Source organism: Enterobacter cloacae complex sp.6700776, from assembly GCF_048284255.1.
GTDB classification, from domain to species: Bacteria; Pseudomonadota; Gammaproteobacteria; order Enterobacterales; family Enterobacteriaceae; genus Enterobacter; species Enterobacter intestinihominis.
The window spans coordinates 74797-88247 of record NZ_JBLVYK010000009.1 but is presented as its reverse complement, the minus strand read 5'-3'; the positions used below and the strand labels follow the sequence as shown (position 1 = coordinate 88247).

The following is a 13451-nucleotide window of genomic DNA, read 5'->3' as shown; positions in this document are numbered from 1 at the left end:
TGCTAAAACTCAAACTGATAGAGCAGATCAAGTGCCTGGTCTACGCCGGACACTGCTTCCAGATATAGCTTAGGCATCAGGCGATAACGTAACGTGAGTGTAGCCAGTGAGTCAAAGATCCCCACGCCATATTTTACCTGTAGACCCGGCAGTACATAGCCGCTGACCACTACCTGCGAAGAGTCACCCACGCCCTGAGTGTCCAGCGCCAGATTGCTTACGCCAAACGTCTCGCCGATTTTACCCACAACCTGACCACTTTGTGCAACCCCCAGACCGACTAACATCGATGTCATTGCCGCACCATCGCCCTGTTGGCTATCCAGACCCTGGCCGCGCAGCAGGTAGGAGAGCGCTTCCTGTTGCGACATGGCCGGGTCAGAGAAGATCTCTGCCTTAGGTTCATCGGCGGAGCCCGTCACGCGCACGCCCGCAATCACATCATCTTCGGTGGCTTCCGGGTTACGGATCGCTTCGATATTGAGTACCGGCTGATCCGGTGGGCCGGAGAACAGCAGCTCACCTTTACGCACAATCAAATCCTGACCGTAGGCATGGAAGCGCCCTTCAGGAATATTGATTTGTCCATTGAGGCCAAGCCCCTGTTGATCCTGCGCCACCTTCAGGTCACCCGTGAGTCTCGCCTTCAGCCCAAACGCGTCCAAACGCACGTTATTCCCCACGTGCACAATAAGATTACTATTGATCGGTATGCCAGCGCTCTTCTGTTCAACAGGTTTCAGATTTTCATTGAGCATAACTTCATCACTGGAGACGCCAACCGCGCTTTCCGGCACTTCGTGAACCACGATGCGCGCCCAGGGCACGTCGACGCGGCCGTCCAGGGTGAAGAGACTCGGCGTTGCCTCAAAGACCACGTCTGGCGACACGTCAAGGCGCACCATCGGCGGTACCGTGATACGCACCCGGCTGCCCTTGGCCGCTATACGGGCGCGCCAGTTGTCGAGCTGGCTCCAGTCTGCGTCACCATTCAGGTTGATTTGTCCCTGCTGTGTCAGCACTGAGCCACTGAGGGTTGAGCTTTGGCCGTTAAAGTTCATCGTCAGCTGGCTTGGCTGCATATCGAACGGCATAAAGTTACCGTCAATGTCCACGCCGTTTAACCGCATCTGGCCAAACAGCTGCGGGCTTTGCGCATCCCCCGCCAGACGCAGGTTGGCGCTGAGCATCCCCGCCGCCTTTTCTCCCCGCGAGAAAATCGGATTCACCATCGCCAGGTTGAAGTTGCGAATATTGACGTTGCCGCCGAGATTGCGCCGCCCTTGCGGATCGGTAATTTGCACCTGTCCGTCAAGCTGACCGTTGTTGGTCAGACGAATAAGCCATCCCAGTTCCGCACGATTGTTACGCAGGTCAGCGTTCACATTCAGGGTGTCGAACGCCACTGGCAGCGGCGCGTCATTGACCTCCTGCGTCACCTTCACGTTACGCCCGGAGAGGGTAACGCTGCCCTGCGGCAGTCCCTCTTTGGTGGTGTCCCACGCGACGTCCGCTTTACCGCTGAAGACCCCGCTGGCCTGGGTGGTTTCCGGCATAAACGGTTTCAGCATCGCCAGGTCAAAACGGTTGAGGTTGATCTGCGCGCGTCCTTCCGCGCCCGCATCAATGGTCTGCGGCACGCACAGCTCAGCATTCGGGTTGGTCCAGCAGTGTGGCCCAATGCTGATCTTTTGCTCCGCATTGCGGTAGTCCAGCGCGATGGATCGGGACAGCACCAGCGGGCCGACCGGCGTGCTGAAGCGGGTGTTATCCAGCACGCCCTTCCAGCGCGTTGCCTGGCGGTCAAAACTGCCCGTCAGGTGCAGCTGCCCGGAGACCGGCTCGCCCTGCACGCGCAGCTGGAGATCGTGCTGCTTTTCGTTACCTTTTGCCGCCAGCGTGACCAGACTGATGTTCACGTCCGGCTGGGAGATACGCTCCACGCGCAGGTCCAGGTTTCCGCCGATCTGATCGGTGGATTTCACGTCCCCTTCGACGCGCACGCGGGCAATGGAAAGTTCCTGCCAGCGCAGGTTATTGGCGGTGATGTCCGCCAGCAGCTGCGGCGCCTCCACTGTACCGCGAACCTTCACTAACCCCTTCGCCGTCCCGCCAAGACCCGGCAGGGCGTTATCGAGATTTGGCGCGTCGATGGTGGCATCCAGATCGAGATCTTTCACCCCCAGCTCGCCTTTGATATCTGCCGTGTTGCGGCCCAGCGCCACGTGCAGGCCCGGGATCACCCACTGGAGATAGCTGTTGCCCTTAAGCGAGCCCTCTACATTGACTTTGTTCTGCTTCACATTACCGGTGAGCTTGAGTTCCGGCACGTCCATCTGCCAGGTGCCGCCGTACAGGCTACCGCGGGTTTTGATCAGACCATTCAGTTTTGACGGCCAGTCCGGGACTTCTTTAGCGGTGTTGATCCCGGTCAGCTTCAGCTCGCCGCGCCAGCTGATCGCCTGCTGCCAGTCGAGCAGCGCGGTCAGCTCGGTTTTCCCTTCCAGCGCCGCCACGGTCAGCTTGTCGAGGTTAACCTGCAACTCGTTACCCTTCGCATCCAGAGTAATATCGGCGGGCGGTACTCCCTGCCCCTTCACTGCCGTACGGAACGACAGCGTGTAGTCGGTCATTTTGCCACTCAGCTTCAGCTTTAGATCGTCGGCCTGGAACTGCTTTTCACCGGTGAACGGCCAGTAAAGCTGCTTGCTGACAATCTCAAGGTTGAGCGGTAGACCGGCCTCTGCCAGCTGGGTTTGCCCGCGCAGTACCATATCCACAGGGCCGGAGAGGTTCACGCCGAACTCCAGCTTCTCGCGCAGCGCGCCGCCGACTTTCACCTTCACCTTCTCGCCTTTCAGCGGATCGATGTTCAGGGCGCTGTTAAGGGTAATATCTACCGGCCAGTTATCGCGCAGCAGCGCATTGCCTGAGGCGTTTACCGACCCCTGGTTGGTATCGATATCCAGCGCGTCGAGCTTCATGTTGCCGTCGATACTGCTGACTTTAAGCAGCATGTTGAAGACCGTCAGATCGGTATCGCCGGTCAGACGCAACTGCTCGCCTTTAAACTCTTCGATATTGAGGTTCAGCGGCAGATGCACGTCGGTCATCTCCGGCAGAACCGGTTTCGAGAAGAGATCTTTCAGCGTTTCACCCAGCGGTTTTTCTTCCGGCTGCGGGTTCTGGATCTTCGGCTCGACGATCTCTTCCTGCGCCACGTCGGCCACCTTCGGCAGCGCAATCAGCAGCCCTTGCAGGGAGGTTGGGGTCAGGGTGAGGTTTTTCTCCTGCCAGCGCAGACCGGAGGTGAAATCCATCACCGATACCGTCGTGTCGTCGATTTTGATATTGACGTTATCCAGCGCGACCCGGTAGAGCGCAATCGGGTACGGCGTGGAGAGATTCAGCGGGCCGCTGTCCTCTTCCTCGACAGGCTCAGACTTCGGCATTTTTTTGGAGTCTATCGCCACGTTAACGTCTTTTAGCGACAGATCGTTTACGCACAGCTGGCTGTCCCGCAGGCAGCCGAGCTTTACCGCCAGATGAAATTCGCCCGCGTTCACCGCCACGCCGGGCTGTTCATAACGAATATTATTCAGGCGCAGATCGCGCCAGCCGCCCGTCACCTGGCCGATTTCCAGCCCTGGCACCCAGCGGTTCGCGGCGTTAAACAGCAGATGCAGGCCCGTGGTGGTACCCACCAGAAATGCCACCGTACCGAGCAGTAATACGATAAAAATCAGCACCCCGAGGCTTATCTTCTTCCATAAACTCATAATTCAGGCCCCAGACCGATGTAAAACTGTAAACCGTGTTCTTCTTTGTCGCCCACCGGAACGGCGAAATCGAGCTTGATCGGCCCGACCGGTGACTGCCAGCGCACGCCCACACCCGCGCCGGTTTTGAAATCGCTGCGGCGGATGTCGTTCACCGCCTCGCCGCTGTCGACAAACATGGCGCCCCACCATTTGCCGCTGACGTTGTACTGATACTCCAGCGAGCCGGTCGCCAGTTTAGAGGCCCCGGTCAATTGGCCTTTCTCGTTTTCAGGTGAGATCGATTTGTACTTATATCCGCGAATGCTGCGGTCGCCCCCGGCGAAGAAACGCAGATCTGGCGGAACGCGTTCGAAGTCACCGGTTTCGATCCAGCCCAGGTTGCCGCGAACCACAAAGCGGTGCTTGTCGTAGAGGGTACGGATCCAGACGTTTTGCGCCTGCACGACGGAGAAATCCACGTCTGAGCCCCAGGCGGAGTTGGAATAATCGATGGAGTAGCGCTGTGAATCGCCCCAGGTCGGCATCAGGCCACCGCGCGAGCGGGTACGGCTGATCATCACGCCCGGATAAAGCAGCATGGTGGTGTTGGTGACGTTTGCCTGAGTAAAGTGGTCAAGGCTCCAGCGCAGGTTAATGGCGCGCTGCCAGCCGCTGGAGAGATCCCAGAAGCGTGATACCGCAAGCGTCGTCGAATCCTGCTCGGTATCGTTCAAATCGGTACGTTTAAAGCCGCCCTGCACGAGGTAGTATTGCTCAAGCGGATTTTTCAGCAGCGGCATTTTATAGCTGAAGTCCAGCTGCTGTTCAGGCGCAGACAGGCTGAGGCTGGTGGTCAGGCTGTGACCGTAGGAGTTCATCCACGGTTTTTTCCACGAGGCTTTCACGCGCGGGCCGACGTCCGTGGAGTAGCCGACACCGGTCTCAATGGTGTTCTCGGTGCGCGGTGAGACCACGCCATGCAGCGGTAACACTTTCGTTTTACGGGATTTATCAAATTGCGGTGCCACCACCACGGAGTTAAACCAGCCGGTGGCAGATAAACGACGGTTCAGCTCGCCCAGGTCGCTAGACTGGTAGTAGTCGCCCTTTTTGAACGGCACCAGGTTTTGCAGATACTCATCACGGATTTGCGATCCTTCAAAGGTTACATCGCCAAACCGATAGCGCTCGCCGCTGTCGTAATCGATATCCCAGAATGCCTGACGTCGTTCAAGCGCAACGCCCAGCTGGCTTTTGTTGAACTGGCTGTCAAAGTAGCCTTTGCGCAGCGAAACGCTGGTTAAGGATTTTTTAAAGCGATCGTAATCCCCGTGATTAAGCACGGTGCCCACTTTCGGGCGGTTGCTGAGCAGATCCAGGTAGTCACGATCCGTGCGTGCACCGCCGCGCAGCACCACGTTCGTGCCGCCAATCAGGACGGGTTCTCCCGGCGAGACGCGGGCAATCAATACCTGACGTCCTTTAGCCGGCGGCGGGCGTAAATCGAAATCAATGGTGGGTTCGTAGTACCCCAACGCCTTTAAGCCTTCGCGAATGGCGTCATCCACGCGCGCGCGAAAACGCCGATCCGGCGTGACTTCATCGCTCTGGATGGTGGAAAGCTGCGCACGCACGTTTTTTTCCAGCGCCCCGGATAACCCCTCAACCTGCAAACGGACATTCGCCGCGCTGGCAATCCCGCTTGTCAGCATTAAACTGACTAAACATAACTGGCGGATCTTTGTCACGTTTTCTCCTGAATATCCCTGTTTCCACCCTGGAAGCAAATGCAGTGCCGCTCCGCGGCAAAATACGGCCTGAAAGCCAAAAACCCAAATTACGGGTTGAAAAAGGGCCTAACACCCAAATATTTCTTATGATTAAATCTAGACTCATTCATCGCATTTATTGTGTTCAATTAAACGCTTCGTGACAACCTTAACCGAAACAACGCTACCCCGGAGGCCCCACCGTGAGTTTATTTGATAAAAAGCATCTGGTATCACAAGCCGATGCGTTACCGGGACGCAACACCCCTATGCCAGTGGCGACATTACACGCCGTAAACAACCATTCAATGACAAACGTTCCTGATGGAATGGAGATCGCCCTGTTTGCCATGGGCTGCTTCTGGGGCGTAGAACGCCTGTTCTGGCAACTGCCGGGCGTGTACAGCACCGCTGCGGGCTACACCGGAGGATATACGCCTAACCCAACCTACCGCGAAGTCTGTTCCGGTGAGACCGGTCATGCTGAAGCGGTGCGTGTGGTGTATGACCCGAGCGTCATTAGCTATGAACAGCTGCTCCAGGTGTTCTGGGAAAATCATGACCCGGCGCAGGGCATGCGTCAGGGTAACGATCACGGCACCCAATACCGCTCGGCCATCTATCCGCTCACCCCTGAGCAGGAGGCTGCGGCCCACGCCAGCCTGACGCGTTTCCAGGAAGCGATGCAGGCAGCCGGTGATAAACGTCAGGTCACGACGGAAATCGCTACTGCGAAACCGTTCTACTATGCCGAAGACGACCACCAGCAGTACCTGCATAAAAATCCGTACGGCTACTGCGGCATTGGCGGCATCGGCGTCTGTCTGCCTCCACAGCAGGACTGATTACTGCATCAGCGCCACGCGAGCCGCGTGGCGCGCCTGTAAGCAAAAGTGTCAGTTCATTACTTAACCACTCTCTGCCTTTTCATCCGGCCACTTTTTGCCGAAAACGTGACCTCTGGCAGATTTACACGCCTTTACGCTATACTACCGCTGAAATAATCGGCTCAACGCTACGAGCTGAGTTCAATGTGTCTTCACACGAATGGTATCAACTCCCCTTCTGAGGATCTGGCGAGAAGCCGGATAAACTATGTTAAACAGTATTTTAGTAATACTTTGTCTTATTGCCGTCAGTGCATTTTTCTCGATATCGGAGATCTCGCTGGCTGCCTCCCGTAAAATCAAACTGAAGCTGCTTGCCGACGAGGGCAACATCAACGCATCACGCATTCTGAAAATGCAGGAAAACCCAGGCATGTTCTTTACCGTGGTGCAGATTGGCCTGAACGCGGTCGCCATTCTTGGCGGTATCGTGGGCGATGCAGCATTTTCTCCGGCGTTTTATAGCCTGTTTGTAAAGTACATGTCCGCAGAGCTGGCCGAGCAGTTGAGCTTCATCCTCTCCTTCTCGCTGGTCACCGGTTTGTTCATTCTATTCGCGGACCTGACCCCGAAACGCATCGGTATGATTGCGCCAGAAGCTGTGGCTTTGCGTATCATCAACCCGATGCGCTTCTGCCTGTATGTCTTCCGTCCGCTGGTGTGGTTCTTCAACGGCCTGGCGAACGTCATTTTCCGCATCTTCAAGCTGCCGATGGTGCGTAAAGACGACATCACCTCCGACGATATTTATGCGGTGGTGGAAGCCGGGGCGCTGGCAGGCGTGCTGCGCAAGCAGGAGCACGAGCTGATCGAGAACGTTTTCGAACTGGAATCCCGTACCGTGCCGTCCTCCATGACCGGCCGTGAGAACATCATCTGGTTCGATCTGCATGAAGACGAGCAGAGCCTGAAGACTAAAGTGGCGCAGCATCCGCACTCCAAGTTCCTGGTCTGTAACGAAGATATCGACCATATCATCGGCTATGTGGACTCCAAAGACCTGCTGAACCGCGTACTGGCAAACCAGAGCCTGGCGCTGAACAGCGGCGTGCAGATCCGCAACACCCTGATTGTGCCGGACACCCTGACGCTCTCCGAAGCGCTGGAAAGTTTCAAAACCGCCGGTGAAGACTTCGCGGTGATCATGAACGAATATGCGCTGGTGGTGGGCATTATCACCCTCAACGACGTCATGACGACGCTGATGGGCGACCTGGTCGGCCAGGGGCTGGAAGAGCAAATTGTGCAGCGTGATGAGAACTCATGGCTGATCGATGGTGGTACGCCGATTGAAGACGTCATGCGCGTGCTCGACATCGACGAGTTCCCGCAGTCCGGAAACTACGAGACCATCGGCGGCTTTATGATGTTTATGCTGCGTAAGATCCCGAAACGTACCGACTCGGTGAAATTCTCTGGCTTCAAGTTTGAAGTGGTGGATATTGATAACTACCGCATCGACCAGCTGCTGGTAACGCGCATTGATAGTAAACCGACCGTGCTGGTACCGAAGCTGCCAGATGCGGAAGATAAGGTGTCGGCGTAACCCTTTGTATGTCCCACAAACATCAACGGCTCCCATTGGGAGCCGTCTTTTTAACTACTACTGCATAGCACGTTGGTTAAGCCATCTCAGTTTGCAGACGCATAACCTGACGGTTGACTTCGGACATCACAGACAAGTGCTGTTTGTCCTTCACTTTCGGGATAAGGATTTTGCCCTTATCGAACTCAAAAGCGCCAACATCCTTGATATACAACCGTCCACGGAACAGGATCTTCACGTACTTCGCCACCTGAAGCGGGTTGTAGCGTTGGAAAATTTTCATTCTTGTATCTCCTGCGAATCATACGCCCTTGCGGTGCCACAATCGGCCCGACTGTCCTGAGCGCAAATTTTGATGCCCAATGACTATAGACCAGAACCTCGTACTTACCCAGTGTGCATAAGTTTATTTACCGTTTGATTACAATTATTCAGAATAATCTTTGCAAAGCGTGATACAGAGCAGTATATGCCGTCGTTTTTGCGTGGATATGTGCGTTCGCCCGCAAACTGGCATCGGGATTGCGGGAAAAGCCCATTGATCGCACTTATGATTAAAAGCGCATGACCAAGTGGTCGGATCACCTGCTCACAATAAGGAAACACCATGACCCTACGTAACCTCCTGGCAGCAGCTTGCCTGTTGCTGCCGCTGATGGCTTCCGCACACAACATTGAAAAAGGACAACGTGTCCCGCCGGTCGGCATTGCTGACCGGGGAGAATTGATTCTCGACAATGATAAGTTTAGCTATAAAGCCTGGAATAGCGCGCAGCTTGCGGGCAAAGTGAGAGTTGTACAGCATATTGCCGGACGTACATCCGCTAAAGAGAAAAACGCCACCCTCGTGGAAGCGATCAAGGCCGCAAAACTCCCGCACGATCGCTACCAGACCACCACCATCGTGAATACCGACGACGCGATTCCCGGCTCCGGGATGTTTGTGCGCTCAAGCCTTGAGAGCAATAAGAAGCTCTATCCCTGGTCGCAGTTTATTGTCGACAGCAACGGCGTGACGCGTAAGGCGTGGCAGCTGGAAGAAGAGAGTTCAGCGATTGTTGTGCTGGACAAAAACGGTCGCGTACAGTGGGTTAAAGACGGCGCGCTGACGCAGGATGAGGTGCAGCAGGTGGTTGCCCTGCTGCATAAGCTACTAGCTCAGTAAAGTGACACCCTGAAGCCAGGGTTGAGGAACGACTCGCGCGGGGTGTAGTCCAGTGGCTTACCCTGCCAGTCATGCACATGCGCGCCTGCGGCCGCAGCCACCGCATGCCCTGCCGCCGTATCCCAGACGTTCGTCGGCCCGAAACGGGGGTACAACTGCGCCTGCCCTTCCGCCACCAGACAGAACTTCAGCGACGAGCCGATCGACGTCGTCTGGTGTTCCCCCAGCTGTTGCAGGTACTCCTCCAGCTCGCTGTCGCTGTGCGAGCGGCTGATCACCACCAGCGGAGGACGGGCATCTCGCACCTGGATCTGCTTACGCACGCCGCACTCTTCCTTCCAGGCTTTACCTTCCGCCGCGCTGTACATCACCTTCATCACCGGGGCATAAACCACGCCAAGCACCGCCTTTCCTTTTTCAATCAGGGCGATATTCACGGTAAATTCACCGTTACGCTTGATGAACTCTTTCGTGCCGTCCAGCGGGTCCACCAGCCAGTAACGCTGCCAGTGCTGACGTTCGTCCCAGCCCTGGGGCGCTTCTTCAGAAAGGACCGGAATATCCGGCGTCAGGGTCTGCAAACCTTTCAGGATCACCGTATGCGCCGCGATATCCGCCGCCGTCACCGGGGAGTCGTCCGCTTTGCTGACAACATCCATCGGTTTCGCACCGTCGTACACCTGCATAATGGCATCACCCGCATCCCGTGCGAGCTGACAAATTTGATCTAACATTCTCCACCTCTTCGTTAACGCAGTGGGCATAACTTATTGTTTTAGTTATATCGTAATGTGAACAATTCCGCTATCTGTGAAGCAATTCTGGTTTCAGCGTTCTTTTTTCTGGCAGCATTCACACTTCTGTAAGCAACAAATACTACATACATACTCTTTTGTGGCTTGGATCGAAAAAAGGACTCCTCAGATGATTAAGTTTAGCGCAACGCTCCTGGCAACGCTGATTGCGGCAAGCGTTCAGGCAGCGACGGTGGATCTCCGCATTCTGGAAACCACCGATCTGCACGGCAACATGATGGACTTCGATTACTACAAAGATACGCCTGTCGAAAAATTCGGACTGGTACGTACGGCAAGTTTGATCAACGCCGCCCGCAGTGAAGTGGAAAACAGCGTGCTCGTCGATAACGGGGACTTAATTCAGGGCAGCCCGCTCAGCGACTACATGGCGGCGAAGGGGCTGAAGAAAGGCGAGATCCATCCTGTTTATAAGGCAATGAATACGCTGGACTATGCCGTCGGCAACCTGGGCAACCACGAATTTAACTACGGCCTGAAATACCTGCACGATGCGCTGGCAGGAGCAAAATTCCCGTACGTTAATGCCAATATCATCGACGTTAAGACGAAAAAGCCGCTCTTTACCCCTTACCTGATTAAAGAGACCGAGGTTGTCGACCAGGATGGTAAAAAACAGACGCTGAAAATCGGCTATATCGGCTTTGTGCCGCCGCAGATCATGACGTGGGATAAAGCCAACCTCGACGGGAAAGTAACCGTCAACGACATTACCGAAACGGCGCGCAAATACGTGCCGGAGATGCGGGCGAAAGGCGCAGATGTGGTGGTCGTTGTGGCCCACTCTGGCCTCTCGGCCGACCCGTATCAGGCGATGGCTGAGAACTCCGTGTATTACCTCAGCCAGGTACCGGGCGTGGATGCGATCCTGTTTGGTCACGCCCACGCCGTCTTCCCGGGCAAAGATTTCGCCAGTATCAAAGGCGCGGACATCGAAAAAGGGACGCTCAACGGTGTGCCATCGGTGATGCCGGGCATGTGGGGCGACCACCTTGGCGTGGTAGATCTGGTGCTGAATAACGACAGCGGGAGCTGGAAAGTCACGCAGTCGAAAGCGGAAGCGCGTCCGATTTATGATGCCGCTGCAAAAAAATCCCTGGCCGAAGAAGATAAAAAGCTGGTCGACGTCCTGAAGCATGACCACGACGCAACGCGTGAATTTGTCAGCAAGCCGATCGGTAAATCGGCTGATAACATGTACAGCTTCCTCGCGCTGGTACAGGATGACCCGACCGTGCAGGTAGTCAACATGGCGCAGAAAGCCTATGCCGAGCACTATATTCAGGGCGATCCGGATCTGGCCAATCTGCCGGTTCTGTCTGCCGCGGCGCCATTCAAAGTGGGCGGGCGTAAGAACGATCCGGCCAGCTACGTTGAGGTGGAAAAAGGCCAGCTGACCTTCCGTAATGCCGCCGATCTCTACCTCTATCCCAACACCCTCGTGGTGGTGAAAGCCACCGGGAAAGAGGTGAAGGAGTGGCTGGAGTGCTCTGCCGGACAGTTCAACCAGATCGATCCGCACAGCAGCAAACCGCAGTCGCTGATAAACTGGGACGGTTTCCGCACCTACAACTTCGACGTGATCGACGGCGTGGAATATCAGATTGATGTAACCCAGCCCGCGAAATATGACGGCGAATGTCAGGCCATTAATCCGCAGGCAGAACGCATTAAACACCTGACCTTCAACGGCAAAGCGATTGATCCGAATGCCACTTTCCTCGTGGTGACCAACAACTACCGCGCCTATGGCGGTAAGTTTGCCGGTACGGGTGACAGCCACATCGCCTTTGCCTCGCCGGATGAGAACCGTTCGGTGCTGGCGGCGTGGATTAGCGCGGAGTCGAAAAAAGCGGGTGAAATTCATCCGGCGGTGGATAACAACTGGCGTCTGGCGCCGATCCACAGCGACACGACGCTGGATATTCGCTTTGAGACATCACCGTCCGATAAAGCAGCCGCGTTTATCAAGGATAAGGCGCAGTATCCGATGAAACAGGTCGCGACGGATGATATTGGGTTCGCGATTTATCAGGTGGATTTGAGCAGGTAGCGATGATTGTGCCGGGTGGCGCTTGCGCTTGCCCGGCCTACGGGATCGAGGATTGCGGGTAGGCCGGGTAAGGCGAAGCCGCCACCCGGCATTTCATGCCGCACGATCGTCCCGATTCGCCATCACCTTCGGCGTATTCACCTCAATCCAGTCAGCCAGCGCGGCCACCTTCTCGCTCACCTCCAGCCCCATCGGCGTCAGGCTATATTCCACGTGCGGCGGCACAACCGGATAAGAAACGCGATCGACAAACCCGTCCTGCTCCAGCGCCTGAAGCGATTGGGCCAGCATCTTCTCGCTCACACCGCCCAGCTTGCGGCGCAGATCGCTAAAACGATGCGTCCCCTGACGTAACGCCACCAGGATCAGCACGCCCCAGCGGCTGGTAACATGTTTGAGCACTTCCCGTGACGGGCACTGTTCTGCAAAGAGATTGCCATCGCGCATTTGCTCGCTGAGCGTCGGTATCGGTGCTTTCATACTTACCTTTTTGTGCGTACTTACTAAAAGTTAGTTATGGTGATAGTGTGCCACAACACCAGACAAACACGAAGGAGATTCATCATGATCGCGATTACCGGCGCAACCGGCCAGCTTGGCCAACACGTTATTGAAGAACTGCTGAAAACCGTTCCGGCCAGCCAGATCGTGGCTATTGTGCGTAACCCGGCAAAAGCCGACGCCTTAAGCCAGCGGGGAATTGTGGTACGTCAGGCGGACTATACCGACCAGGCCGCGTTCACCACCGCCCTGAACGGCGTGGATAAGCTGCTGCTTATCTCCTCCAGCGAAGTGGGCCAGCGCGCCGCACAGCATCAGAACGTGATTAACGCCGCCAAAGCCGCCGGGGTGAAACTTATCGCCTACACCAGCCTGCTGCATGCGGATACCTCCCCGCTGGGTCTGCACGTTGAGCACGTCGAAACCGAAAATGCACTGGCGGCTTCAGGCGTGCCTTACGCCCTGCTGCGCAACGGCTGGTACACCGAAAACTATCTGGCAAGCGCGCCGCCAGCGCTGGAACACGGCGTATTTATAGGTGCCGCAGGCGAAGGCAAAATTGCCTCTGCGACCCGTGCGGATTACGCGGCGGCTGCGGCAAAAGTGATTTCTGAAGAGGGTCACGCCGGCAAGGTGTATGAACTGGCAGGTGACAATGCCTGGACGCTGAGCGAACTGGCTGCGGAGCTGAGCAAGCAGAGCGGTAAGCCGGTAACGTATCAGAACCTCAGCGAAGCCGATTATGCCGCCGCACTGAAAGGCGTTGGTCTGCCTGCCGGGCTGGCGGAGATGCTGGCGGATTCTGATACCGGTGCGTCCAAAGGCGGCCTGTTTGACGACAGCCGTACCCTGAGCAAACTGATTGGCCGTCCGACCACGCCGCTGGCAGAGAGCATCAAAGCCATTCTGTAATTGTTAAGAATTGGTTATTTTTTGTGGCATCCCTTCGGGTCA

General features: G+C 56.1%; 10 protein-coding genes. 5 read left to right on the top strand and 5 right to left on the bottom strand.

The window, feature by feature from the left end; all coding sequences use genetic code 11:
• Positions 1-2: 2 nt before the first annotated feature.
• Together tamB and tamA are read right to left on the bottom strand one after the other, a co-directional pair.
• Positions 3-3779, bottom strand: a complete 3777-nt coding sequence (tamB, locus tag ACNQ0T_RS14830) for an autotransporter assembly complex protein TamB (protein WP_417930198.1) — start codon at positions 3777-3779, stop codon at positions 3-5.
• Complete coding sequence (gene tamA / locus ACNQ0T_RS14825; protein WP_022646850.1) at positions 3776-5509, bottom strand: autotransporter assembly complex protein TamA; 1734 nt, start codon at positions 5507-5509, stop codon at positions 3776-3778. Before tamA ends, tamB begins: the two co-directional genes overlap by 4 nt.
• 224 nt (positions 5510-5733) lie before the next feature.
• Here tamA and msrA point away from each other — a divergent pair, with 224 nt between their 5' ends.
• Entirely contained in the window at positions 5734-6375 is a 642-nt protein-coding gene (gene msrA, locus ACNQ0T_RS14820) for a peptide-methionine (S)-S-oxide reductase MsrA (protein ID WP_003856057.1), read from the top strand.
• A gap of 250 nt (positions 6376-6625) precedes the next feature.
• Positions 6626-7963 (top strand): hemolysin family protein, encoded by a 1338-nt coding sequence (locus ACNQ0T_RS14815; RefSeq protein ID WP_022646849.1) that lies wholly within the window; start codon positions 6626-6628, stop codon positions 7961-7963.
• 76 nt (positions 7964-8039) lie between these two features.
• Here ACNQ0T_RS14815 and ACNQ0T_RS14810 read toward each other — a convergent pair whose 3' ends face one another.
• Positions 8040-8246, bottom strand: a complete 207-nt coding sequence (locus ACNQ0T_RS14810; RefSeq protein WP_003856054.1) for a DUF1107 domain-containing protein — start codon at positions 8244-8246, stop codon at positions 8040-8042.
• Between the two features lie 324 nt (positions 8247-8570).
• Between ACNQ0T_RS14810 and ACNQ0T_RS14805 the strand changes: the two genes are divergently transcribed.
• Positions 8571-9128, top strand: a complete 558-nt coding sequence (locus ACNQ0T_RS14805) for a YtfJ family protein (protein WP_045620972.1) — start codon at positions 8571-8573, stop codon at positions 9126-9128.
• Here ACNQ0T_RS14805 and cysQ read toward each other — a convergent pair.
• Positions 9122-9862, bottom strand: a complete 741-nt coding sequence (gene cysQ / locus ACNQ0T_RS14800; RefSeq protein ID WP_022646848.1) for a 3'(2'),5'-bisphosphate nucleotidase CysQ — start codon at positions 9860-9862, stop codon at positions 9122-9124. The genes ACNQ0T_RS14805 and cysQ overlap by 7 nt on opposite strands.
• Positions 9863-10052: 190 nt before the next feature.
• Between cysQ and ACNQ0T_RS14795 the strand changes: the two genes are divergently transcribed.
• Positions 10053-11996, top strand: a complete 1944-nt coding sequence (locus ACNQ0T_RS14795) for a bifunctional 2',3'-cyclic-nucleotide 2'-phosphodiesterase/3'-nucleotidase (RefSeq protein ID WP_417930197.1) — start codon at positions 10053-10055, stop codon at positions 11994-11996.
• 93 nt (positions 11997-12089) lie between these two features.
• On the opposite strand, the gene ACNQ0T_RS14790 is transcribed toward ACNQ0T_RS14795, so the two are convergent.
• Positions 12090-12476 carry a winged helix-turn-helix transcriptional regulator gene (locus ACNQ0T_RS14790; protein WP_276170239.1) on the bottom strand — a complete coding sequence of 129 codons (387 nt, stop codon included), beginning with the start codon at positions 12474-12476 and terminating at the stop codon, positions 12090-12092.
• An 84-nt stretch (positions 12477-12560) separates the two neighbouring features.
• On the opposite strand from ACNQ0T_RS14790, the gene ACNQ0T_RS14785 reads away from it, so the two are divergent.
• Complete coding sequence (locus ACNQ0T_RS14785) at positions 12561-13409, top strand: SDR family oxidoreductase (RefSeq protein WP_022646845.1); 849 nt, start codon at positions 12561-12563, stop codon at positions 13407-13409.
• The last annotated feature ends 42 nt before the right edge of the window (positions 13410-13451 follow it).

Coding starts and splice junctions, on each gene's coding strand:
- ACNQ0T_RS14790 (WP_276170239.1), bottom strand. CDS start 12,476: ATGAAAGCACCGATACCGACGCTCAGCGAGCAAATGCGCGATGGCAAT.
- ACNQ0T_RS14805 (WP_045620972.1), top strand. CDS start 8,571: ATGACCCTACGTAACCTCCTGGCAGCAGCTTGCCTGTTGCTGCCGCTG.
- ACNQ0T_RS14795 (WP_417930197.1), top strand. CDS start 10,053: ATGATTAAGTTTAGCGCAACGCTCCTGGCAACGCTGATTGCGGCAAGC.
- cysQ (WP_022646848.1), bottom strand. CDS start 9,862: ATGTTAGATCAAATTTGTCAGCTCGCACGGGATGCGGGTGATGCCATT.
- ACNQ0T_RS14815 (WP_022646849.1), top strand. CDS start 6,626: ATGTTAAACAGTATTTTAGTAATACTTTGTCTTATTGCCGTCAGTGCA.
- tamB (WP_417930198.1), bottom strand. CDS start 3,779: ATGAGTTTATGGAAGAAGATAAGCCTCGGGGTGCTGATTTTTATCGTA.
- ACNQ0T_RS14785 (WP_022646845.1), top strand. CDS start 12,561: ATGATCGCGATTACCGGCGCAACCGGCCAGCTTGGCCAACACGTTATT.
- ACNQ0T_RS14810 (WP_003856054.1), bottom strand. CDS start 8,246: ATGAAAATTTTCCAACGCTACAACCCGCTTCAGGTGGCGAAGTACGTG.